Source organism: Pseudomonas sp. LBUM1643 (genome assembly GCF_059716215.1).
In genome coordinates this window covers 4,140,496-4,162,444 of the sequence record NZ_CP166813.1, presented here as the reverse complement: position 1 = coordinate 4,162,444, position 21,949 = coordinate 4,140,496, and the positions used below count along the sequence as shown (strand labels likewise).

Genomic DNA, 21,949 nt, shown 5'->3' with positions numbered 1-21,949 from the left:
AGCCTCGTTTCACTCGACAGCTCCTACAGGTACCGGGTTATTCAGGAAGAGACACCTTCTAGAAAAAAGCCATCGACTTTTTCTTCCGTTCTCCAGTCTAGGCGTAACTCGATTTTCTGCATTGACATATCGGTAAATGTCGATATGATCGGCCCATGGAATTACTCGAAATATTCAAAGCCCTCTCAAACCGTACGCGACTTGAAATCCTCAAAGGTTTGAAGGACCCCGTGAAGCACTTTCCTCCGCAGGACGAAGGTGACGTTCATACGGTGGGCGTCTGCGTCAGCAGTATTCAGGAAGGCGTCGGGCTGTCGCAGTCGACGGTGTCTGACTATCTGGCGACCCTGCAACGAGCGGGCCTGGTCGAAGTCAGACGCATCGGTCAGTGGACGTACTACAAGCGCAATGAAGCAGCCATCAGTTTGCTTGCCGAGATCATCGGCAAAGATTTGTAATTTTTTAACTCGACGTATCGGTAAATCACGATATCCCGTTTTATCGAAATAAGTATGCACAAGATGCTGAAACCATAGGGAAAGAACGGTCCGTTTTTTTACCCCGGTATATCGAAAAATCTCGATATCCCTTTTTATCGAAACGAGGATGCACAATGAAAGCGCTGATACTCAACTCATTTGGTGGCCCGGAATCGTTCGAACTGCGCGACGTGCCCAAGCCGGTACCTCAAGCTGGACAAGTCCTGGTGCGGGTCCACGCCACCTCCATCAATCCTTTGGATTTCCAGGTTCGACGAGGCGATTACCCTGACCTGGTGCAACTGCCGGCCATTACCGGGCATGACGTATCGGGCGTTGTCGAAGCCGTCGGCCCCGGTGTGACGAGTTTCGTTCCAGGCGACGAAGTCTGGTACACCCCGCAAATATTTGACGGCCCGGGCAGCTATGCCGAGTACCACGTTGCTGCCGAAAGCATTATCGGGAAGAAGCCGTCTTCGCTGAGCCACCTCGAGGCGGCGAGCCTGACCCTGGTGGGCGGGACAGCGTGGGAAGCATTGGTCGTGCGGGCGGCGCTCAGGGTAGGGGAGAGCATCCTGGTGCACGGCGGTGCGGGAGGCGTCGGTCATGTGGCGATCCAGCTGGCCAAAGCCATGGGCGCCAGGGTATTCACGACCGTGCGCGAAGCGAATATCGAGTTCGTACGAGGGTTGGGTGCCGACGTGATCATCGACTACGAAAAGAATGATTATGTTGACGCCATCAATCGGGAAACCGGCGGCCACGGCGTTGATGTCGTGTTCGACACCATTGGCGGCAACACGTTGTCGCGCAGCCCCGACGTGCTCGCACAACTGGGCCGCGTGGTCTCGATTGTGGACATCGCACAGCCACAAAACGTCGTTCAGGCCTGGGGCAAGAACGCGAGTTATCACTTCGTGTTCACCCGGCAAAACCGCGGCAAGCTGGATGAGTTGAGCGCATTGATCGAGCGCGGTCAGCTGCGGCCACACGTTGGCGCGGTCTATTCGCTTGCCGATATTCCGCTCGCCCATGCCCGGCTGGAGACTCCCAACAACGGTATCCAGGGGAAAATCGCGATTTCAGTCGCGCCGTAGGCTCACCTCGACCCTGTGTTTTTTCAATCGATAAACCTGAATTCAAGGAACGCCATGATTTATGAAATCGCGCTGCTCCCCGTTCACAAAGAACACATCGAAACCTTCAGACGGGCATTTGCCGAGGTCGCGCCGCTGCTCTGCCGCGCAAAGGGTTACGGCGGCCACATGCTCGCGCAAGGGATCGAAACGCCCGAGCAATTCAACCTGATCGTGCGATGGCAATCACTCGAGGATCACACACCGGGCTTCGAAGCGAGTGAAGACCATCGGTTGTTCATGATGGGCCTGGAGAACTATTTTTCCGATGAGCCGACGGTTTACCACATTGAGGGCGCCGGGTTTCCTGCAGGTGACTAACACCCGGACGAGCCTTTTTTCAGCGGAAATTCCAGGCAAAAGCGAGTGCCACTTTCAGCGCTGTCAACGCTCACGCGGCCACCGTGTATTTGCATGATCGAACGGACGATTGCCAGGCCCAGGCCACCGGAATCGTCCGGTTGATTACGCGATGGATCACACCGGTAAAAGCGCTCGAACAAACGCGGCAGGTGTTGCGGGGCAATCGGTTCGCCCTGGTTGTGCACGCTGAGCTCGAACCTGTCTTCCCATGTGGCGCTTGCAAGGGTCACTTCAGTACCGGGCGTTGCATGGCGCAGCGCGTTGGCGAGCAGGTTGGCCATTGCTCGGCGGACCAGGATCGGATCGGCCATTAACTCACCACGGGTGTGGTCGATAATCTGAATGTCGCGCTCCTGCGCCACGCCTTCGAAGTAGTCGCACAACTGCGTGCTGAGATCGTGCAGATCGAACTGTTCGGGCTTGATCGAAATATGCGACTGCTCGGTACGTGCGAGAAACAACATGCTGTCGATCATCCGCGCCAGACGTTCGTACTCTTCCTGATTGGACACCAGCAGGTTCTGATACTCCTCAATCGTGCGACCGTGCCTGAGGGTTTGTTGGGTATGCCCCATCAGGTTGCTCAACGGCGTGCGCATCTCATGGGCAAGGTCTTCCGAGAAACGGGAGAGTTGGGCAAACCCGTCTTCCAGGCGCGCCAGCATGTGGTTGAGGGCTTTGCTGAGCACTTGCAGCTCGCTCACTTCGTTGAAGTCATCCAGCCGCAAATGCAGATGCTGAACATCAATACCAGCCGCCCGCGCAGCCAGTTGGCGCACCGGGCGCAAGCCGCGCTGACTCACCCAGCCACCGAGCGCAAAGGCGAGCAGGGCACCGACGGACAGGGCCAGCCAAAGTTTGAGTCGGTAAGCGCCAAGCATCTGCTCTCGCTCACTCAGCAGCTTGGCGGCGATCAGGGTCAGAGGGCGGTCGCCGTTGACCACATCCAGCCAGGCAAGCCGGACGGGCTCAGCGTAATGACCGTCACCCAGTTGCGCCACTGGGGCCGCTTGCAAGGAGGGCAGCGGTAAATGGGCAGGGTTGATTTCAATCAACACCTTGCCAGCGTCATCGACAATCCACAGCAGGTTGTCACGGTTGCCCAGCATGTTTTCGTAGAGCTTGGGGCGGGCGCGTAGCGCTTCGATACTGTCGCTGTCGCTGATCAACGCTTGCATGCGTTGCAAGCGTCCGAGCAGAGCCTGGTCATCGCGCCAGGCGATCTCACGCTGCAACGACTCATACAGATAAAACCCGATAGCGCCCATCAACAGCATACTGACCAGCGCGAACATGGCGGCCAGGCGCAGACTCAGGGCGCGGGGCATTAGTTTCAAGATTGCACCTCAAGCAGGTAGCCAATGCCGCGAACGGTATGGATCAGCTTGAGCTGGAAAGGGTCGTCGACCTTGGCCCGCAGTCGGCGGATGGCCACGTCCACCACGTTGGTGTCGCTGTCGAAGTTCATCTGCCAGATCTGCGAGGCAATCAGCGAGCGCGAGAGCACCTCTCCCTCCCGATTGAGCAACAGATGCAGCAGCGCAAATTCTTTGTTGGTCAGGGTGAGGCGCTGGCCGTTGCGAGTGACCTTGCGCCGCAACAGATCCAGACTCAAATCGGCCACTTGGAACTGCTCGACCTCCCGGGGCGGACCCCGGCGCAGCAAGGTGCGCACGCGGGCCAGGAGTTCTGCGTAGGAAAAGGGTTTGACCAGGTAATCATCGGCGCCCAGTTCCAGCCCCTTGACCCGATCATCGATGGCATCGCGAGCGGTGAGAAACAACACCGGCGTCTGCCACTTGCGCCGGATGATCTGCAGTAACTGCCAACCGTCCAGGCCCGGCAGCATCACGTCAAGAATGATCAGGTCGTATTCACTTTCCTGCACCAGATGCTGGCCATCCAGACCATTCAGGGCGATCTCCACCCGATAGCCGGACTCACTCAACGCTTTGTGCAGATAGTCGGCAGTTTTCGCTTCATCTTCAACGACAAGGATACGCATTTTTTCCTCCGGAACCGGGATACAGGCTAGGCCGATCTGCTGTGTTTGCACATTACAAATTGGTAATCCGCAGGCAATCATTCTGACGGAGCAAGCGGTTCATTATCCCGGCCTGTTGTTCAGCCAGACTCAGCCAAGGGAAAAAGCATGCGTATCACCGGATCAACCCCATTGCTGCTCGCATTGGCGATGGGCTCTACGTTTGCCGTCGCGGCCACCGATGCTCAGGTTGCACAGCGCAAGGATGTCACGTTGGCGACGGCCAATAATCTGGCCAATGCGGCGTTGTCGGCCTGCCATGCGCAGGGGAGAACCGGTGTGGTGGCGGTCGTCGACCGTGGCGGCAATCTGGTCGCCCTGCAACGCGACGACAACGTCGGCCCGCACAACACCCTGGCGGCTCAACGCAAGGCCTATACCGCCCTGTCGACCAAGACGCCCACCCGGCTATTGGCCGAGCGTGCCCGCAGTACGGCGGACGCCGAAAACCTCAATACAGTGAATGAGCTACTGCTGCTCGGCGGCGGTGTGCCGTTGCTGTTCGAGGGAGAAGTTGTCGGCGCGCTCGGTGTCGCGGGTGCCGGCGGGGCTGCATTCGACGAAGGCTGCGCACTTGCCGCCGTTGCAAAAATCTTACCGGCCACTCACTGAAGAGATAAACATGAAAGTATTGAAGTTGTTTTTTGCAGGCGCCGTATTGAGCGTTCTGTCCTCGCTGGCATCGGCAGCGGCCAATCCCCTGAGCGTTCACGTGCTGAACCTGCAGGACGGACTGCCTTCCCCGGCCGTTAACGTGACCCTGGAAAAGAAGAATGGCCAGGGCTGGGAGATGCTCAATACCGCATCGACCAACGAACAAGGGCGTATCCCGGCGTTCTATCCAGAGGGCAAGGCGCTGGAGAAAGGCATTTACCGCGTCACGTTCAAAACCGGTGAGTGGTTCACCGCCCACAAGATCGCCAGCTTCTTTCCGGAAGTCCCGGTCATTTTCGAAGTGGACGGCACGGTCCCGCACTACCACATTCCGTTGCTGCTCAGCCCGTATGGCTTTTCCACTTACCGTGGGAATTGATGTTCACGTCGGGTGAACCGCTCACCTGAAATGACACCCTCGTGAAGCGACGGTCTCAGCTTTGCGCGTTCAAGAACAGTGCAAACAGCTCGGTCTGGGATTTGATGCCGAGCTTGCTGTACATGTGCTTGCGATGGACCTTCACCGTCTCCGCAGAAATTGCCAGCTTGCGCGCGATTTCCTTGTTCGAGCAGCCGCTGAGCATCAGCCGGCCGACTTCCAGTTCGCGGGCGGAAAGCGGTGTTTCCAGCTGTTGGTCAGTGGAGTCCAGCATGCTCTGCCAGCTCGGTGTCGGCGACGCGTTCTGCTCCAGCGTCTCGCGCTCAAACGCCATGCGTTGACGCATCAAAGCGCCAACCCAGGGTTGAATGAGTGTGAGTAGCGCGGTCTGCTCTGCACTGAAGCGACATTCACTTCCCAACGACAGGCTTAGGGTGCGCTCCGCGTCGAGCTGGACGTTGATATGGACTTCGTCGGCAACGACATTGAGGCGGAAGTAGCGCTGGTAGTAATCGGTTTGTTCGAAGCACTCCGGCGCCACATCGGCCAGCCAGAACAAACCGTTTTGCGGTGCTTCCCGATTGGCCAGGTAAAAGGGGTCGAGCAGATACAGGCCTTTGAGGTAATCCTGAAAGAGCGGGTCCGGTCCGCCATCCTTGCCCGGGCATTCTGCGAGCACCTGCGGACGGCCATTACTGAAAATCAGCACGACCCAGCTGTCCACCGGGATATACCTGTCCAACTGACGCACCAGGGCCAGCCAGAAACCGGGACGGTCGAGTGCCTCGATCAGCCTGCCAATCGCCTGGTGCCAGGCCATGTCCTGCAAGGTAATGCTCACGTTTCTACCCATACGGGGTTACCCCATCGATGTGATTACTTTCCGCTTTATGGCTCTCCATACTCCATTCAGCCCTGGCGGGTGCTTTCAGGTTGGCGATTGCGAGTTTACAGACACGTGGAAGGATCACCGATGAAGATTGAGCTTGTACAAATTAACGGTCGCGATGGCGATACCGCTTATAACCTGGAGCGTACGCTGCAGGCCATCGCTACCTGCGCAGCGGATACCGATCTGCTGATTTTTCCAGAGACCCAGTTGATGGGGTTTGCCAGCGCGCAACAGCTCCCTGAAGTCGCCGAGCCGCTGAACGGGCCAAGCGTGCAGGCCGTGCAACGCGCCGTACGCGAACGGAATGTCTCAGTCGTGGTGGGGCTGGCCGAGAATGACGCCGGCACCTTCTACAACACGTCCTTGCTGGTGACCCCGGAAGGGATCGCCTTGAGTTATCGCAAGACGCACCTTTGGCCGTCGGAGCGCGGCCTGTTCCAACCAGGAGACCGTTATGTCACTGCGCTCTGGAAGGGTATCCGGGTGGGCATTCTGATCTGTTACGACATTGAGTTGCCGGAGAGTGCCCGGGCGCTTGGCCAGCTTGGCGCCGAGTTGATCCTGGTGACTAACGGCAACATGGACCCTTACGGCCCTGTCCACCGCACCGCGATCATGGCCCGAGCTCAGGAAAACCAGACATTTGCAGTGATGGTCAATCGAGTCGGCGGCGGCGATGAAGGCCTGGTTTTTGCCGGTGGCAGTGCCGCCATCGATCCCTTCGGACGCACCTTGTTCGAAGCAGGGCGTGAAGAGTGCCGTCAGGTGGTGGAGCTGGACCTGGATTTGCTCCGCACCGCCCGCTGTGACTACGACTACCTGCGTGATCGGCGCCTGCATCTGAGCGGCGAACAGATCGAACACGAGGATGGACGACGGGAACTATTGATTCCTTGATGCAGGCGCGAGGGGGCACCGCGCCACAGCGAGTGTTGCGTCTCACCGCCGATTTTGACGCTGCCACAACAATAATTCACACACCAGCAGGAGCAGTGTCCGGATCCCTGGACTCGGCGCTAACGCTCTGGAGCATCCCCATGAAACCCATTCGCTGTATGCAATTTGCGCTGGTCTCGCTGTTCAGTTTCGGCCTGGTCTGCGCCGAAGCCGACGAGGCTGACAAGCGCAGTGTTCATATCTACAACTGGTATGACTACATCGCCCCGAACACCATGAAAGACTTCGAAAAAGAAGCGGGCGTCAGCGCTGTGTACGATGTGTTCGACAACAGCGACGTCATGCAAAGCAAGCTTATGGCTGGCCGCAGTGGCTACGACGTTGTGGTGGCGAGTGGTGACCTGCTACCGAACCTGATCAAGGCGGGCGTTCTGAAAAAACTAGATCGCTCGAAGCTGCCCAACTGGTCGCACCTTGATCCCGATATCCTTGCCAAGTTGCAGAGCAACGACCCCGCAAACAACTATGCGGCCCCTTATTTGTGGGGTACCACGGGCATCGGCTATGACGCGGACAAGGTCAAATCGATACTCGGTCCCGATGCGCCGGTTAACTCCTGGGACCTGATTTTCAAGGAAGAAAACCTGGCCAAACTCAGTCAATGCGGTGTGGCCATGCTGGACGCTCCCAGCGAGGTCATTCCCATCGCGTTGCACTACCTTGGACTGCCCTACAACAGCCAGAACCCGGACGATTACAAAAAAGCCCAGGCGCTGCTGCTGAAACTGCGTCCCCACATCGTCTACTTCGATTCGTCCAAGTTCATCTCTGATCTGGCCAATGGCAACATCTGCGTCGTGCTGGGCTGGGCGGGTGGCGTCGCCGATGCGCAGAAAGCCTCCGAGCTGGCGGGCAACGATCGCAAGCTCGTCTACAGCATTCCTCGCGAAGGTGCCCCGGTGTGGGTGGAGAGTCTGGTGCAGCTCAACGATGCGCCGAACCCGGAGCAAGGCCTGGCCTTCATCAACTACATGCTGCGCCCCGAAGTCATCGCCGAGTCATCCAACTACCTGAGCTACCCGAACGCCAACAAGGATGCCACCGCGCTTGTCGAGAAGAAGATCCGCGACAACCCAGGGGTGTATCCGTCCAAGGAGGTCCTGGACACGCTGTTCCCGCTGGAACCCCTCCCGCTGAAGATGGAACGCGTACGAACCCGCACCTGGAACACGGTCAAGACCGGCGCTTGATGGTAGACACGATTCTGCTGATGGTCAGCCAGGCCCGTCATTAAAAAATCAAACACGAGAAAGGTCATGAAAGAGACGATGAAGCCACGTGCCCGCGATTTGAATATTCAGTTCGGCCAACTGCAACCCGGTCCCCTCAATGCCATCACCGATGTGCCGGGGGTACGGGTCGGTCACAGCAATGTGCGAGGACGCACCGCGAACGGCCGCGACATCCTGACGGGTGTCACGGTCATCGAACCGCGTGCCGGTTCCACCAGCCAGCAACCGTGTTTTGCCGGCGTCCATGTGTTGAACGGCAACGGCGACGCCACCGGCCTGGAGTGGATTCGCGAGGCCGGCCTGTTGACCAGCCCGATTGCCTTCACCAACACCCACAGCCTTGGCGTGGTGCGTGATGGACTGATCGTGGTGGACCGCGAGCAGCAACCGGAGGACGGGCGGCTCTACTGGAACATGCCGGTGGTGCTGGAGACCTTCGACGGTTTGCTCAACGACATCAACGGCTTTCACGTCAAGGTCGAACACGTGGCTGAAGCGGTGCACTCGGCGGTGGGTGGTCCGGTCGCTGAGGGCAATGTCGGTGGCGGCAGCGGCATGATCTGCCACGAATTCAAGGGCGGCATTGGCACGGCGTCACGGCGTCTGAGTGCTGCGCAGGGCGGCTGGACCGTTGGCGCCATCGTTCAGGCCAACCACGGCATCCGCAACGAACTGCGCGTCGACGGCTACCCGGTCGGACGCTACATGGAACAGATCGACTCGCCGTTCCTCAAGGCTTCGCTGCCGCACCCGGGCATGGGTTCGATCGTCGTGTGCCTGGCCACCGACGCGCCGTTGTTGCCGCACCAATGTACGCGGCTGGCGCAACGTGCCAGCCTCGGTCTCGCCCGTACCGGCGGGGGGAATGAAGACCACAGCGGCGACATCTTCATCGCCTTTGCCACCGGTAACCAGGTGCCACCGGCCGCTTATGAGCGCAAGCGCGCGCCCACCACCGACCACCTGAGCATGGTCAACAACGACCACATCAGCGAGTTGTTCCTGGCTGCCACTGAAGCGGTGGAAGAAGCCATTATCAATGCCTTGTTAGCTGCGGATACCGCGGAAGGTAACGGCCATGCCGTGCCGGGACTGGACAGTGAGACGCTGCTCAAAGCCTTGCATCAGGCGGGTTGGCCGGGAGTGGTTAACTGATCGATCGTAGTGAGCTAGTGAGCTAGTGAGCTAGTTTGGCCCTACACCTGTGGTAAGGGGATTTATCTGTGGCGAGGGGATTTATCTGTGGTGAGGGGATTTATCCCCGTTGGGCTGCGAAGCTGCCCCAGAACCTGCAACCGAGGGGTGTCAGGTACACCGCATGTGGTGGTTCTACGACTGCTGCGCAGCCGAACGGGGATAAATCCCCTCGCCACAGTATTGAGCACGCCTGAACAGTATTGAGCACACCTGAAGCTCTTCTTGAGTGCACGCCTGAAGCTCTTCTTGAGTGAGCAGTATTGATCTGAGATGGGCGTAAAACTCAATGTTCGCCCTGGTGCTGCCCGGCCTGCTGGGCGAACCATCCCATGATCAGCGAGCACGCTGGATGAGACGCGGCTGATGGTTGAGGGCACAGCGAATAGACTCCTCTGGTCCTCAAGGGGCGGCCGAACGGGATAAGCAACACTCCTCGTTCGATAGACTCTTCTGCCAAGGTCATGTCGGTCATGGCCACTCCCAGACCTCGCGCCGCGGCATCGAGCGCCAACTCATCAAGGTTGAAGTGGATGTGCCGGTAGTCCTCCAGCGACTTGCCGTTATTGGCTGCCAGCCAATCAATCCATGCTTGCTTGTCCGCCGAACGATGGAGCAGGGGGTAGCGTACAAGATCGTCCACTGATTCCAGGGGATGGGTTGAGTTGCCAAAGCCGGGGGCGCACACCGGCACCAGCGCTTCCTCGAATAACGTCAGGCAGGAGGGATCGCTCGATGGCTCGGGGAGATAAAGGATGTAGGCGTCGCTGTCGCTGGCCGGCTCGACGATCTCGGTCGCCACGGTTTCGATCGACAGGGAAACGTCCGGGTGACGGCGATAGAAGTCGCTCAACTTTGGCAGCAACCAACGAACCGCGAGCGACACGTGCATGCGGATACGGAACGGGCGCTTTTGCGGTGCCAGGCGATCCTCGAGGCTTTTCAGCTGTTCGAGGATATGCCGCGCACTCGCGAGTACCTGTTCGCCCTCCGGCGTCAGTCGAAGGCTGCGACTGTTGCGCAGGAACATCGAAACGCCAAAGTGATTCTCCAATTGCTGAATTTGCCGGCTCACCGCGCTTTGGGTCAGGCACAGCGTCTGCGCTGCTTGCGTAAAGCTGCCGGAGCCTGCAACTTCCACCAATGCCTGCAAGCCTTGGAGCGAAGGAAGGTGGCGAATTTTATCCATGCGTTTTCTGAATGCCTTGATGATTTAATAACGTTGGTTGTCGCCGTGATCACCCTTTAGATTCTAGTCATAGCTACCGTCATCTCCAACCAGTCATGCGAATTTTGCATGAGCTAACGTAATCGGGTGGGTGGCCAAAGACAGTCAAAGAGGTGATGCATGGAAAACGTATGTGGCTGGATTGCACAGGCCGGGGATTCACCGGCTCGCGACCCACTGAGTGGTCGGCAGCAGGCAGATTGGCTGGTCATCGGCGCCGGCATCACCGGGCTGTGTGCCGCTCACGCACTCGCGGAAATGCATCCCCAGGCGCGCATCGTCATTGTCGACCGGCAACGGGCCGCGCAAGGGGCGTCCGCGCGCAATTCAGGTTTCGTCGTGGCCCATGAACACCCGGCCACTGCTGAACTTCAGGGCAACGCAGGATTTGCCGGCTTTCAGGTGGACACCTCGATTTCTCGCGCTGCCAGCGACGAAGTGCGCAAACGCATTGCCCAACATGGCATCGAGTGCGATTTCCGTGAATCGGGTTATTTTTTCGCGGTCAGCGATCCGCGCAAATTGACCGATGTCGAGGCCAAGCTGCAAACACTGAGGGCCGTAGGCGCTTCTGCGCAGTTTCTGCAGGGTGAGCAACTCGTGCAGAAGCTGGGCACCCGGCACTACCAGGCCGCGATCTGGTGCGGCAATGGCAATGCGCTGCTGCAACCGGCGAAATACGTGAAAGGTTTGCTCGACGCCCTCCCGGAGAACGTAACGCTGTTCGAAAACACCGAGATCACCGGTCTGGAGCGTACGAGCCACGGCCGCATTCGCGCCAACGGTCGTCATGGCAGCATTGAAGCCAAGCAGGTGGTGATTTGCCTGAATGCCTTCATCTCCCGCGCCGGTATCAGCGACAGCGGTACTTTCCCGATGGAACTGAGCGCCAGTTTGACGCGGCCACTCAGTGACGAAGAGTTCCAGGCACTCGGTGCCGTCGAGCCATGGGGCGTGCTGTCCACCCGGCCACTGGGTGCCACGGTGCGATTGACCCCGGATCGTCGGGTGATGATTCGCAATACCGCGGAGTACCGTTCAAACGACTTGTCTCTCGCGCAGTTGTCCACTCGCCGCAAGCACCATGTGCTGGGTCTTCAGCGCCGTTTTCCGATGCTTGGCGAGCAGGACATCCAGTACACCTGGACCGGACACCTCAGCGCTTCACGCTCCGGCCAACCGTACTTTGGCAAGGTCGAGGAGGGCGTGTTCGCCGTGGCCGGGTGCAATGGCTCCGGCGTAGCGCGCGGCACGCTTTGGGGCCGGTTGCTGGCGGAACTGGCATCCGGAGCCGAATCACCGATGCTGCATTCGGTCATCGAGCGCGCCCAGCCCGGCTGGCTCCCGCCCAAACCTTTTCTCGACATCGGTGCCATGCTGCGCATGCGCGTCGAGGCCGCTCGAGCCAGATCAGAAGTCTGAAACCCCGTTAACACCCACAATAAAAGCACTTCATAACGAAGGTGATCGAACATGCGCGTCAACACAGTTTCCCTGGTGGCACTTCTCTCGACGTTTTGCGCGGGCGCTTACGCTGACGAAACCGTCAATATTTCCAATTGGAACGGCTACATTGCCGACGACACCCTGACCAGTTTCACCAAGGAAACAGGGATCAAGGCCACCTACGACATCCACGACAGCAACGAAGTGCTGGAGTCCAAGTTGATGACGGGTAACACCGGGTATGACGTGGTCAGCCCGTCGAACCACTTCCTGTCCCGCCTGATCAAGGCCGGTGCGATCCAGAAGCTTGATCGCAGCCAGCTGCCGAACTGGAAAAACCTTGACCCGGCGCTGATGCAAAAACTGCAAGTCAACGATCCCGGCAACCAGTACGGCTATCCGTACATGTGGGGCACCGCCGGCATCGGCTACAACGTAGAGAAGATCAAGGCCCTCTTCGGCAATACCGACGTGACCCGTTCCTGGAGCCTGTTTTTCGACGAAGCCAACATCAAGAAACTCAGCGAATGCGGCGTGGCGATCATCGACAACCCGACGCAAGTCCTGCCGATCACGCTCAACTACCTGGGGCTGCCACCCCACAGCCACGAGCCGCAGGACTACAAGAAAGCCGAGCAGGCGCTGCTCAAGATCCGGCCTTACGTGCAGTATTTCCACGCCTCGAAGTACATCAGCGATCTGGCCAACGGTAACGTCTGCGCGGTGATCGGTTTCAACGGCGACATCGTGCAGGCCGCCGCCAGCGCCAAGGAAGCCAAAAACGGAATCGACATTGCCTACTCGATTCCGCAAGAAGGTTCGACACTGTGGTTTGACATGGTGGTGATGCCCAAGAATGCGCCTCATGAGAAGAACGGCTACACCTACATGAACTACTTGCTGACCCCGCAAGTGATCGCCAACATCAGCAACAGCATCCACTACGCCAACCCCAATGCGGCGGCCGATGCTTATGTGGTGCCAGCGGTGAAAGAGGACCTGGCTATCTACCCGCCGAAAGACGTCATGGACAAGTTGTTCACCGTCGAGGATCTACCGGCTTCCATCGCGCGGTTGACTACTCGGCTGTGGACCAAGCTGAAAACCAATACGTGAAAACCGCTGCGCTCACCTGTTTTTGGATCAGACAAGGGGGGCGCATTTTTTCGTTGCACGAGGCTCGCGCCACGCCCACCTAATTGACAACCGATGGAATACGAACCGTAAACGTCGTACCACTACCGGCTTTCGACTCGACTTCAATGCTGCCTTGATGGGCGCTTACGATCGCTGAGGCTATATAGAGTCCTAGCCCGAGCCCCGCATCAGCGCCGTATTCGACGCCGCCTGGCAGGTGGCGAATCAACGGACTGAAGAGGTTTGCCTTGGCGCTGTCCTCAATCGGAAGTCCGGCATTATGGACAGACAGCAATGCATATCCATCGAGAGTTTTTAGCGTGACGGTGACCGGGCTGTCAGCCTCTCCGTGCTGAATCGCGTTCCCGATCAGGTTGGCGATCACCTGTTCAATTCTGGATTTATCGAACCGCCAGGGCAGGGTGTATTCCGACAGCAATTCTATCTGTCGGTCCGGGTGATACGCTTTGGCTTCTTCAACCATTGCTTTACACGTATCCACGAGGTCATCGCGTTCAATACGTATCGGGATTCCGGATCCTAATTGAGTGCGGGTGAAGTCCAGAAGATCGCCCACGATTTTTATCGAGCGCTTTACGCTCGTATAAATACGCGACACGTTTTTGGTGGATTTGGGCGGGAGATCCCCCGCGCGCAAAAGCACTTCAGCGCTGAGCAGTACGGCACCCAGAGGACTTCTCAAGTCGTGACCGAGCACGCCGAGAAACACGTTTCTCGCGGTCTCTACCGCCGTGGCGTAAGTCACCACAGACTCTGCAAGCGCCTGATCAATGGCTTCATTGAATCGAATGACATCGTGAACTTCCTGATCCCTGGACACATGGTCAGGCGGCAGCCACAACGCGAGCACGCTGGTACGCAGGGCTCTGTACTCTGCAATCACCTGTCCGATGGTAAAGCCCGAAGCATGTCGGACGTCTGCGTGTGTTTGCGCTGAGGTAATGTCTTTTGATCGGGGCGCATTTCCATGGGATCTCAGTATCCTTGCTTCAGGGCTCTGGGCGGTTTGGAGATCAACGGCAATGGTCCGCAGCATCTGCTCTGCGTGATCTCTCAAGGCCAGCGTATCCATTCCCTCGGCGGCAGGCGTCAGCGTCCTGGCGAAGTCTTCCCACTGCTGAAGGATGGGTTCCATGTTTTGCAGGATGAAATCAGCCAGGCGCATGGGGTGCTTCCTTTATGAAAGTGGACTCTCCGAGCCATGAGCCGAAGCACTGGACTGCCGAGCGAAGTCCCAGACTACGCTACCGGACGCATCTTTCTGACTTTTATGCGAACCAGCGCATGTTTAGTCTCTGAGCGTTGAACGTGCTGCCTTCACCACCCAGGGTGTGCCGCTTTTCATCGGCAATAGGCCAGAAGCGGACTTTTGGAGTAGGGCAAATTAATCGGTCCCGTTTTCTCGATTGGTAGCCGTCAATCGAACCAGTCAAACACGTACGTCGAAACTTGCAGTAGAACGGCCGTTAGTGGCCTATCGCGGCGATTGGGGCTGGTGGCTATCGGTCAAACTCGGCTACTCCCCTCAATGCGATTTTTCGCCCAAGCGCCGAAGATCATGTCTCCGATATAGATACCTTGAGATTGGGTGCGCTCATCGTCTAATCGCGCTTGCAGGGTTTCTATTTCGACCTCTTCTGCGGTGGCAACGCCGTGTGCAAGGATTCGCGGCAGGCAGGCTCGCACGATATGTCCCAGCGCGTATGGGCTGCTGGACGTTTGTATAAGGCATTCTCCGCGTACCGCTTCCACGGCTAAACCGGCCTGGGTAAATATGCGATGAAGGTTGAAGCCGATATGCAGATCAGCCCCTTCACGCTCGATCATGTGTTGTATCCAGCCCTGGGCTTTTTTGTGTAGAAGAAATCCGTCCAGGCTCGCAGGAACCAGAGTGGTGTCGTGCTCTTGAAATACGATAGTGCCTCCAGGCCTCAGATGTTGCGCAAGCGCTCGCACAGCAGCGACAGTATCAGCCTGATACATCAACACCCGCCGACCAACGATTGCGTCAAACACGCCAAGCGACTCGGCAAGTCCGAGCAGATCGCTATCGATAAACGTAGGGTGGGCATGGTGCCGTGGGGCGTTGCGTTGACGTGCAATGGCAAGTGCGCTGGCGTCGTGATCCGCACCAACCACCGCCCCGGTGCTGCCGACCAGGCGCGCAAGCAAGTACGTGACATCGCCAGAACCACAGCCGACGTCCAGTACGCGCATCCCTTCGCGGATTCCGGCATCGGTAAGCAGGCGCTCGGTGAAGTCCGGTGTAGTGTTTGACATGGCAAAGCTCCGCAGGTGTGCTGCAAATTTGGGTGATGCGAGGGGGGTAATGATCGCGTTGGCGCCATTGGTCTAGCGTGGAGCAATAGACCCATCCGCTTTTTCTGCCGCAACAGGGGCGTAACTTCTGCGCACAGTAAACGCGAAAACTAGGCCGCCCACATACATCAGTACGCCGTAGATCGCGGCAGGGACAACCAGTGCATCGTCTCGCAACACCGTGCTGCCGATGACGATGGCAAGTGTGGCGTTCTGCATCGCCGTTTCTATGGCAATGGTGACGGCCTGACGGCGTTCCAGGCGCCCCAGTTTGGCCACTACAAAGCCGAGGATCAGCATCAGTACGTTGAGTGCCAAGGCCAGTGGTGCCACCACACTAAAGTTCTGTTCGAACAGGCTCCAGTTTTTCACCAGCGCGCCGACTACGATGATCGCGAAAGCCAGCGTCGATAGCCGTGTCGCCAGCGGTTCGAAGCGCTGCGCCGCGCGCGGCCAAACGCGGCGAGCCAGCATGCCCAGCGCGACCGGTAATCCGAGCATTGCGAAGACTTGAATCATCATGAAGCCAACCGGAAAGTCGATTTGCTGGTGCGCGCCCAGAAAATGCCCCATGGCAAGGGTCACAATCAACGGCAACGTGATGATGGTCATCAGGCTGGCGGCGGCGGTAAAGCTGAGCGCCAGAGCCACATCTCCGCGGGCGATATAGGTCAGCAGATTGGACGTCGTACCGGTCGGGCATGCCGCAATCAGCATAAAACCAACGGCGATTGCGCCCGGCAGTGGAAACATCGATAGCAAGGCAAAACAGACCAAGGGCAGCAGAACGAAATGGCAGGCGAAGCCGAGCAGGAATGCGCGTGGTTGTGCGGCGATCCTCCGGAAGTCGGCGGGCACCAGGCCCAGTCCGAGTGAAAACATGATTAATGCCAGCAACAGCGGCATCAATACCGTCGCGAGTTGGTCACCAGACAAGGCAATCTCCCAAGCGCCGTCGTTGCGGCGCGATCGTTGTGATTAGGGCGTTAAAGCGTGAGCGCAAGACTGCGCTGTCAGCTACGGTTTGATTCCATATAGATGCTGCGTTTGGGCGTAGCCATCACCCGGCGTAACAGGGGTTCGAAAAACTCCAGCGGCAGAGTGTGTGCGGTTGGGTCGAAAGCCGCTGCATCATATTTTTCGCAAAATTCGACAGTCCGCTGGTACAGGTCAGGCAAGTGCGAAAAACGATCACGTGAGTGACGATCCAGCCCGAGGTGTTCAAAAAAATAATAGCCTTGAAACAACCCGTGGTTGGCAATCATCCAGTGATTTTCCATGCTGACAAATGGCTGCAGGATGACCGCCGCCATGTCCGCGTGGTTGTAGTTGGCGAGCGTGTCGCCAATGTCGTGCAGCAATGCGCACACCACGTACTCATCATCTTTGCCATCGAGGTGCGCCAGGGTCGCTGTTTGCAGGCTATGGGTCAGCCGATCTACGGTGAAACCACCATAGTCACCATTCAGCAAGCGCAGGTGGTCAAGCAGGCGGTCGGGTAGTTTGAGCGCATGCAGTTTTTGCTCGTCTGCAATCACGCGCCAATCGTCTAGCGTACCGTCGCGCATATGGTGAAAGGCGGCTTGTAGAGTTGGTTTCATGCGGGGCTCCTGTCAAAGGCGAAAGCCGGGATCGATGCGGTCAAGCCGACGCAGCAGTCCTGGCCAGGCCAGTGCTCCGCCCAGGCCATGGGTTACCTGCTTGGCTTGAGCGGCTATGCCCGCCAAAACATCTTCCCCAATTGGCGCTACCGGCACGCCGCCAGACAAAGCGCGTACCTGGATCATGCAGGCGGCTTCGAACACATACATCGCCAGGAAGGCATCGGCCACACTGGCGCCTACGGTCAGCAAGCCGTGATTGCGCAGCATCAGGAAGGTGCGGTCGCCGAAGTGCTCGACCAAGCGGGGCTTTTCATCGTCGTTCAGCGCTACGCCTTCGTAGTCGTGGTAAGCCAGGGAGGCGAGCACGAATAGCGACTGCTGCGACAACGGCAACAAGCCACCCGTTTGTGCCGAAACGGCGCAACCATTGATGGAATGGGCGTGCATCACACAATGGGCATCCGGTCGAGCCGCGTGCACGGCACTGTGAATGGTGAAGCCCGCGGGGTTTACGTCATGGGGTGAGTCGGCCACGTGGCGCCCCTGGTAATCGACCTTGACCAGGCTGCTCGCCGTAATTTCGTCGAACAGATAGCCGTAGGGGTTGATCAGGAAATGGCCGGCCTCGCCGGGCACCCGACACGAGATATGGGTAAAGACCAAGTCATCCCAGCCGAAGTGGGCGTACAGCCGATAGGCCGCTGCTAATTCCACCCGTGCGGCCCACTCGGCATCACTGACGAGGCCCCGCAGGCTGGTGGTTGGATGGGGCATATCGAGAAGCGATTGGCTGCTCATGGTGGCGGCTCCGGTTGATTAGGGCAGACAGGGAAACAATCATGAGCGCGCCAGGCTATAAACTGAAATAACATACGAACCACTTTGCAATAACCAAATGGGATGGCGATGCTTGAGGACGACCTGGTTTATTTTTCTACCGTGGCTAGCGCCGGCAGCCTGGCTCGTGCTGCCGAGCGCCTGGGCGTGTCACAACCGGCATTGACCAAATCAGTGCAACGGCTGGAGCGACGTTTGGGGGTCAAATTGCTCTTGCGCTCTTCACGCGGGATCGAGCTGACGGACGCCGGCACGGCCTTTCTCGTGCGCAGTCGTGCCATCTCGCGCGAGTTGGAAGTCGCTTTGCAGGAAGCGCGTGATGTCGCCGGTGGCCATGCGGGGTTACTGCGTATCGGTGCCACCCCGGCGGCGGCGAATTTTGCCCTGGGTTCACTGTTACCTCGCTTGATCAAGGAGCGGCCTGCGGCGCGCATCAATTTTGTCTCAGGTTTCAGCGACGCCCTGCTGGATTCAGTGGCCAACGGCGATGTCGAACTAGCGTTGTTGCCCTTGCCCGAGCGGACGGACCCCAGCTTGGACATGCTGCATCTGCTTGAAGACGACTATCGAATTGTCGTAAACGATCAGCATCCGCTGGCGACCTTGCAGAGTGTGTCGATGGGCGATTTGGCCGGTTGCCAATGGGCTGGCTCAAGCAAGCAGGAATTTGCGCGTGTGCAGCTCGAGCGTGCCTTTGCGTTGGAGGCGATTGCCTTGCCGAATCTGGTACTGGAATCGAACAACCTGCCGGCACTGCTGTTGGCCGTGTCACGCATGCCGTTGGTGAGCATGATCAATTCCCATGCGGTGTTACCGGAAAGCCTGCCCGCCAACGTAGTGATGCTGCCGATTCGCTCGGAGCACATCCGTTGCCCCATCGGTATGGTCTGGCGGCGCGGCTACTTGTCATCCATCGCGTTGCGGGCGAAGGAGCTTTTGCAGGCGGCGGCCCGTGCATAGCTCCTTCGGATGGCTCTCCGGCAATTTCCGTTAATCAGCCCGCGGCAAGCAGCGCCTCTTCCTTTGCTGCCGCTCGTTGATACGCGTCGCGGCCGGTGACTTTCTCGGCGTAGGCGAGAAAAGCGGCCCTGGGCGGCAACGTGTTCATGGCAAGTCCCCAGCCGATGTGCGAGCCGACATACACGTCCGCAGCGGTGAAGCACTCACCGGCAATAAAGGGGTTGGCCAGCACAGCGCGCTCGAGCTGGTCTAATCGTCATTCATCAAGGTTGACTAACAGCCCCCTCACATCATCGTCACGCCACCGCCGCTGCAATCGATCTGGAACGCCAGGTAAACGCCAATACCATCAGCAGCCCCAGACCCGCCATTGCCGCTCCGGCCAGGGAAATCGCCGGATAACCCAGCCCGGCATTGATCACCGCTCCCCCGAGTGCTGCACCGATCGCGTTGCCGAAATTGAAGGCACCGATGTTCATCGCCGAGGCCAGATTGGGCGCGTCCTTGGCAGCCTCCATGACGCGCATCTGCAGCGGCGGCACCAGGGCGAAGCTGGCGATACCCCATATCAGGATGGCAACGGCGGTCGGCAGCGGCCAACGCATCAGTACGGTGAACGCCAGCAAGACGAGAATCAGCACGCTCAGCGAAACGATCAGGGTGCGATCTATCGAGCGGTCAGCGGCCTTGCCGCCCCACGTGTTGCCCAGCGTCAACCCCACACCGAACAGCACCAGCATGGCGGTGATGTAGGCGGTGGACGCATGGGTCTCGCTGCTGAGGATCGGCGCGATGTAGGTGAAGACGGTAAACATTGCACTCGAGCCGACTACGGTCAGGGCCAGCGCCCCCAGCACCGGGCCACGGCCCAGTACCCGAATTTCGGCCATTACACCGACGCTTTGCGGCGTCTTCAGGTTAGGCAGGGCAAACCACAGCGCGGCCATGGTCATCACGCCGAGGCCGGTAATTCCCCAGAAAGCGGTGCGCCAGCCGAACAATTCGCCAAACCACGCGGCCAGCGGCACACCGCCGATGGTCGCCAGAGTCAGGCCCATGAACATTGCCGCAACCGCCCCGGCACGTTTCTCCGGGGCGACCACGCTGGCGGCGACGATGGAGCCAACCCCAAAGAACGCACCGTGGTTCAGTGAGGTCACCACTCTGGCGACCATGAGGCTGTAGTAATCGGTGGCCAGGGCTGACATCAGATTGCCCAGGGTGAAAATCGCCATGAGTCCGATCAGCAGATAGCGTCGGGGAATCCTGCCGGTGGTCAGGGTCATCAGCGGCGCTCCGAGCAATACACCCAAGGCGTAAGCACTGACCAACAGACCTGCGGCGGGAATGGAAACGCCCAGATCCGCAGCGATGCCCGGCAACATGCCCATGGGGGCGAACTCGGTAACGCCGATGCCAAAGGCACCAATGGCGAGTGCGACAAGTGGTGGATTGATACGCAAGGAAGGCTCCTTATCTATGCCGCCAATGCTACGATCCAAGCTTTTAAGGCACTAGACGTCATTTCTGGCAATCACCTTTGCGTAAGGAGCACAAATGGATTTCAACGGCAGGTCAGGAGAAATGGACGTGTTCTCCACCGTGGCGCAGGAAGGCAGCCTGTCGGCCGCGGCGCGTGCCTTGGGGCTGACGCCCTCGGCGGTCAGCCGGATCATCGCGCGTACCGAACAACGTCTTGGCACCCGCCTGCTGTTGCGCACCACCCGAGCGATCACCTTCACCGCCGAGGGCGAGGCTTTCCTGCGCGGCGCCCGACGTATCCTGGCCGACATGGCCGAGGTCGAAGAAGCCATCGCCGACCAGGGCGTACCCAGGGGGCGATTGCGGGTCAGCGCCGCCCTTGGCCATGGGCGGCTGGCCATCGTTCCCTTGGTGGCAGCATTCAGCGCCCTTTACCCGAACATCGTCGTCGACCTCACCCTCGGCGATGAAGTGGTCGACATTCTCGGCGGGCAGGCCGACGTGGCGGTACGCTTTGGCCATCTGCCCGACAGCCCGCTGACCGCGCGCAGGATCGGCGACACCGGCCAGGTAGTGGTGGCATCGCCCGAGTATCTGCAGCGCCACGGCATCCCCGAGGAACCAGAAGACCTGCTACGGCACAACTGCCTGCGCTTCAACTTCCGGCGTGCCGAACCCAACTGGCCGTTCATCCGCGAAGGAAAAGAGTTTTCCCTGAAGGTCAGCGGCAACATCGAATGCAGCAGTGGTGAAGCGCTGGCACAACTCGCGCGAGTAGGTGCCGGCATTGCGCGTATCGGCGAGTTCAGCGTGAGCGAGGATCTGCAGCGCGGTGATCTGATACCACTGCTGGAAGCCTGGAACCCTGGCGACCAGGAACCGATTCATGCGGTGTTCGCAGGTGGCTCGGCAATGCCGGCGCGGGTGCGGTTGTTCGTGGACTTCTTGCTGGAACATCACCGGATGTAAGCGGAGGCGTAAGATAATATTTCCGGGTACTTGTGATGTTGAAGTGACCAAAACATTTTTGGGTGCACTATCAATAGGCGGTTTGCCTTACTGGAACAATCGTGAGCTCTGGCATTGATGGGTCGTCCGCACGTCTTAAATGGCCGTCGTGAAAGACCGCTTTTGGCTGAATGCTGTCTGTCGCGAAGGGCTGGTTTCGACCCCAAGCCGCCATTCAGGACGCTCCTGAGCACATCAGTGGTTGCCTGCGATGAAGGGCTCTCCATTAGTCAACTGGTATGTCGGTACACCTTTGTTGTGCGCATTGAGAATCCCAGGAAATGCGGCAACCCCATCCATAAAATTAGCGTCCGAATGGATCTCGTCATTCGGTTCGCATTCTCAGTGTCTCTTGCGCGCTCACCAGTCGTGCCTGCACTTCCTCCAATCCTGCTTCACGCTTACAGCGTCGAATGCGTCATTCAGTGCGCCGTGTTTACTGCGATCTCGAATTGCAGCCTCGTCATTGCCAACCCGGCAAGGGGGATGTCTCACACCCAATTATTATCTATGGATCCATTAAATTATTTATAAAGCGTTTATGTTGACTTCGGTTAGGATTATGCAATTTAATGGA

General features: G+C 58.6%; 23 protein-coding genes. 12 read left to right on the top strand and 11 right to left on the bottom strand.

What is annotated here, in order from left to right; all coding sequences use genetic code 11:
• The first annotated feature begins 155 nt into the window (after window positions 1-155).
• The 3 genes from ACA063_RS18675 (at window position 156) to ACA063_RS18665 (ending at window position 1,936) form a co-directional block, all read left to right on the top strand.
• A complete protein-coding gene (locus ACA063_RS18675) occupies window positions 156-458 on the top strand; it encodes an ArsR/SmtB family transcription factor (protein WP_497662871.1) in 303 nt (100 codons plus the stop codon).
• A 155-nt stretch (window positions 459-613) separates the two neighbouring features.
• The gene (locus ACA063_RS18670; RefSeq protein WP_497662870.1) at window positions 614-1,576 is read left to right on the top strand and encodes a zinc-dependent alcohol dehydrogenase family protein; all 963 of its coding nucleotides are present in this window, start codon (window positions 614-616) and stop codon (window positions 1,574-1,576) included.
• A gap of 54 nt (window positions 1,577-1,630) precedes the next feature.
• Window positions 1,631-1,936: an antibiotic biosynthesis monooxygenase family protein gene (locus tag ACA063_RS18665; protein WP_497662869.1), complete on the top strand. Its 306-nt coding sequence runs from the start codon at window positions 1,631-1,633 to the stop codon at window positions 1,934-1,936.
• Here ACA063_RS18665 and ACA063_RS18660 read toward each other — a convergent pair.
• Window positions 1,933-3,315: a heavy metal sensor histidine kinase gene (locus ACA063_RS18660; RefSeq protein WP_497662868.1), complete on the bottom strand. Its 1,383-nt coding sequence runs from the start codon at window positions 3,313-3,315 to the stop codon at window positions 1,933-1,935. The two genes, ACA063_RS18665 and ACA063_RS18660, sit on opposite strands and share 4 nt — an antisense overlap.
• Complete coding sequence (locus ACA063_RS18655; RefSeq protein WP_497662867.1) at window positions 3,312-3,983, bottom strand: heavy metal response regulator transcription factor; 672 nt, start codon at window positions 3,981-3,983, stop codon at window positions 3,312-3,314. The genes ACA063_RS18660 and ACA063_RS18655 overlap by 4 nt, the downstream gene beginning before the upstream one ends.
• Before the next feature lie 147 nt (window positions 3,984-4,130).
• Between ACA063_RS18655 and ACA063_RS18650 the strand changes: the two genes are divergently transcribed.
• Together ACA063_RS18650 and uraH are read left to right on the top strand one after the other, a co-directional pair.
• Window positions 4,131-4,634 carry a GlcG/HbpS family heme-binding protein gene (locus tag ACA063_RS18650; RefSeq protein ID WP_497662866.1) on the top strand — a complete coding sequence of 168 codons (504 nt, stop codon included), beginning with the start codon at window positions 4,131-4,133 and terminating at the stop codon, window positions 4,632-4,634.
• Between the two features lie 10 nt (window positions 4,635-4,644).
• Complete coding sequence (uraH, locus tag ACA063_RS18645; RefSeq protein WP_497662865.1) at window positions 4,645-5,055, top strand: hydroxyisourate hydrolase; 411 nt, start codon at window positions 4,645-4,647, stop codon at window positions 5,053-5,055.
• Between the two features lie 55 nt (window positions 5,056-5,110).
• On the opposite strand, the gene ACA063_RS18640 is transcribed toward uraH, so the two are convergent.
• A complete protein-coding gene (locus ACA063_RS18640; protein WP_497666549.1) occupies window positions 5,111-5,896 on the bottom strand; it encodes a helix-turn-helix transcriptional regulator in 786 nt (261 codons plus the stop codon).
• A gap of 132 nt (window positions 5,897-6,028) precedes the next feature.
• On the opposite strand from ACA063_RS18640, the gene ACA063_RS18635 reads away from it, so the two are divergent.
• From ACA063_RS18635 to ACA063_RS18625, 3 genes are all read left to right on the top strand, one after another.
• Complete coding sequence (locus ACA063_RS18635) at window positions 6,029-6,844, top strand: carbon-nitrogen hydrolase family protein (RefSeq protein WP_497662864.1); 816 nt, start codon at window positions 6,029-6,031, stop codon at window positions 6,842-6,844.
• Window positions 6,845-6,984: 140 nt separating this feature from the next.
• The gene (locus ACA063_RS18630; protein ID WP_497662863.1) at window positions 6,985-8,094 is read left to right on the top strand and encodes a polyamine ABC transporter substrate-binding protein; all 1,110 of its coding nucleotides are present in this window, start codon (window positions 6,985-6,987) and stop codon (window positions 8,092-8,094) included.
• 78 nt (window positions 8,095-8,172) lie between these two features.
• Window positions 8,173-9,291: a DmpA family aminopeptidase gene (locus ACA063_RS18625; RefSeq protein ID WP_497666548.1), complete on the top strand. Its 1,119-nt coding sequence runs from the start codon at window positions 8,173-8,175 to the stop codon at window positions 9,289-9,291.
• A gap of 325 nt (window positions 9,292-9,616) precedes the next feature.
• Here ACA063_RS18625 and ACA063_RS18620 read toward each other — a convergent pair whose 3' ends face one another.
• Window positions 9,617-10,519 carry a LysR substrate-binding domain-containing protein gene (locus ACA063_RS18620; RefSeq protein WP_497662862.1) on the bottom strand — a complete coding sequence of 301 codons (903 nt, stop codon included), beginning with the start codon at window positions 10,517-10,519 and terminating at the stop codon, window positions 9,617-9,619.
• 159 nt (window positions 10,520-10,678) lie between these two features.
• Between ACA063_RS18620 and ACA063_RS18615 the strand changes: the two genes are divergently transcribed.
• Entirely contained in the window at window positions 10,679-11,980 is a 1,302-nt protein-coding gene (locus tag ACA063_RS18615; protein WP_497662861.1) for an NAD(P)/FAD-dependent oxidoreductase, read from the top strand.
• Between the two features lie 51 nt (window positions 11,981-12,031).
• A complete protein-coding gene (locus ACA063_RS18610) occupies window positions 12,032-13,120 on the top strand; it encodes a polyamine ABC transporter substrate-binding protein (RefSeq protein WP_497662860.1) in 1,089 nt (362 codons plus the stop codon).
• 79 nt (window positions 13,121-13,199) lie between these two features.
• On the opposite strand, the gene ACA063_RS18605 is transcribed toward ACA063_RS18610, so the two are convergent.
• The 5 genes from ACA063_RS18605 to ACA063_RS18585 form a co-directional block, all read right to left on the bottom strand.
• Window positions 13,200-14,327, bottom strand: coding sequence for a sensor histidine kinase (locus ACA063_RS18605; protein WP_497662859.1), 1,128 nt, complete (start codon window positions 14,325-14,327; stop codon window positions 13,200-13,202).
• Between the two features lie 341 nt (window positions 14,328-14,668).
• Entirely contained in the window at window positions 14,669-15,442 is a 774-nt protein-coding gene (locus tag ACA063_RS18600; RefSeq protein WP_497662858.1) for a methyltransferase domain-containing protein, read from the bottom strand.
• A gap of 72 nt (window positions 15,443-15,514) precedes the next feature.
• Window positions 15,515-16,387, bottom strand: coding sequence for a bile acid:sodium symporter family protein (locus ACA063_RS18595; protein WP_497662857.1), 873 nt, complete (start codon window positions 16,385-16,387; stop codon window positions 15,515-15,517).
• A 107-nt stretch (window positions 16,388-16,494) separates the two neighbouring features.
• A complete protein-coding gene (locus tag ACA063_RS18590) occupies window positions 16,495-17,082 on the bottom strand; it encodes an HD domain-containing protein (RefSeq protein WP_497662856.1) in 588 nt (195 codons plus the stop codon).
• Window positions 17,083-17,094: 12 nt separating this feature from the next.
• Window positions 17,095-17,883 carry a class II aldolase/adducin family protein gene (locus tag ACA063_RS18585; RefSeq protein ID WP_497662855.1) on the bottom strand — a complete coding sequence of 263 codons (789 nt, stop codon included), beginning with the start codon at window positions 17,881-17,883 and terminating at the stop codon, window positions 17,095-17,097.
• A gap of 108 nt (window positions 17,884-17,991) precedes the next feature.
• On the opposite strand from ACA063_RS18585, the gene ACA063_RS18580 reads away from it, so the two are divergent.
• Entirely contained in the window at window positions 17,992-18,882 is an 891-nt protein-coding gene (locus ACA063_RS18580; protein ID WP_497662854.1) for a LysR family transcriptional regulator, read from the top strand.
• Between the two features lie 34 nt (window positions 18,883-18,916).
• Here ACA063_RS18580 and ACA063_RS18575 read toward each other — a convergent pair whose 3' ends face one another.
• Together ACA063_RS18575 and ACA063_RS18570 are read right to left on the bottom strand one after the other, a co-directional pair.
• Window positions 18,917-19,114, bottom strand: a complete 198-nt coding sequence (locus tag ACA063_RS18575; RefSeq protein ID WP_497662853.1) for a glutathione S-transferase family protein — start codon at window positions 19,112-19,114, stop codon at window positions 18,917-18,919.
• A gap of 64 nt (window positions 19,115-19,178) precedes the next feature.
• Entirely contained in the window at window positions 19,179-20,345 is a 1,167-nt protein-coding gene (locus tag ACA063_RS18570; RefSeq protein ID WP_497662852.1) for an MFS transporter, read from the bottom strand.
• Between the two features lie 94 nt (window positions 20,346-20,439).
• On the opposite strand from ACA063_RS18570, the gene ACA063_RS18565 reads away from it, so the two are divergent.
• Window positions 20,440-21,333 (top strand): LysR family transcriptional regulator, encoded by an 894-nt coding sequence (locus ACA063_RS18565; protein ID WP_497662851.1) that lies wholly within the window; start codon window positions 20,440-20,442, stop codon window positions 21,331-21,333.
• Window positions 21,334-21,949 lie beyond the last annotated feature (616 nt).

Excerpts from the sequence above, each read along its gene's own strand:
- ACA063_RS18650 (WP_497662866.1), top strand. The coding sequence starts at position 4,131 with ATGCGTATCACCGGATCAACCCCATTGCTGCTCGCATTGGCGATGGGC.
- ACA063_RS18635 (WP_497662864.1), top strand. The coding sequence starts at position 6,029 with ATGAAGATTGAGCTTGTACAAATTAACGGTCGCGATGGCGATACCGCT.
- ACA063_RS18620 (WP_497662862.1), bottom strand. The coding sequence starts at position 10,519 with ATGGATAAAATTCGCCACCTTCCTTCGCTCCAAGGCTTGCAGGCATTG.
- ACA063_RS18595 (WP_497662857.1), bottom strand. The coding sequence starts at position 16,387 with ATGCCGCTGTTGCTGGCATTAATCATGTTTTCACTCGGACTGGGCCTG.
- ACA063_RS18590 (WP_497662856.1), bottom strand. The coding sequence starts at position 17,082 with ATGAAACCAACTCTACAAGCCGCCTTTCACCATATGCGCGACGGTACG.
- ACA063_RS18610 (WP_497662860.1), top strand. The coding sequence starts at position 12,032 with ATGCGCGTCAACACAGTTTCCCTGGTGGCACTTCTCTCGACGTTTTGC.
- ACA063_RS18670 (WP_497662870.1), top strand. The coding sequence starts at position 614 with ATGAAAGCGCTGATACTCAACTCATTTGGTGGCCCGGAATCGTTCGAA.
- ACA063_RS18630 (WP_497662863.1), top strand. The coding sequence starts at position 6,985 with ATGAAACCCATTCGCTGTATGCAATTTGCGCTGGTCTCGCTGTTCAGT.
- ACA063_RS18655 (WP_497662867.1), bottom strand. The coding sequence starts at position 3,983 with ATGCGTATCCTTGTCGTTGAAGATGAAGCGAAAACTGCCGACTATCTG.
- uraH (WP_497662865.1), top strand. The coding sequence starts at position 4,645 with ATGAAAGTATTGAAGTTGTTTTTTGCAGGCGCCGTATTGAGCGTTCTG.
- ACA063_RS18665 (WP_497662869.1), top strand. The coding sequence starts at position 1,631 with ATGATTTATGAAATCGCGCTGCTCCCCGTTCACAAAGAACACATCGAA.
- ACA063_RS18625 (WP_497666548.1), top strand. The coding sequence starts at position 8,173 with ATGAAGCCACGTGCCCGCGATTTGAATATTCAGTTCGGCCAACTGCAA.
- ACA063_RS18615 (WP_497662861.1), top strand. The coding sequence starts at position 10,679 with ATGGAAAACGTATGTGGCTGGATTGCACAGGCCGGGGATTCACCGGCT.
- ACA063_RS18565 (WP_497662851.1), top strand. The coding sequence starts at position 20,440 with ATGGATTTCAACGGCAGGTCAGGAGAAATGGACGTGTTCTCCACCGTG.
- ACA063_RS18580 (WP_497662854.1), top strand. The coding sequence starts at position 17,992 with ATGCTTGAGGACGACCTGGTTTATTTTTCTACCGTGGCTAGCGCCGGC.
- ACA063_RS18600 (WP_497662858.1), bottom strand. The coding sequence starts at position 15,442 with ATGTCAAACACTACACCGGACTTCACCGAGCGCCTGCTTACCGATGCC.
- ACA063_RS18605 (WP_497662859.1), bottom strand. The coding sequence starts at position 14,327 with ATGCGCCTGGCTGATTTCATCCTGCAAAACATGGAACCCATCCTTCAG.
- ACA063_RS18585 (WP_497662855.1), bottom strand. The coding sequence starts at position 17,883 with ATGAGCAGCCAATCGCTTCTCGATATGCCCCATCCAACCACCAGCCTG.
- ACA063_RS18675 (WP_497662871.1), top strand. The coding sequence starts at position 156 with ATGGAATTACTCGAAATATTCAAAGCCCTCTCAAACCGTACGCGACTT.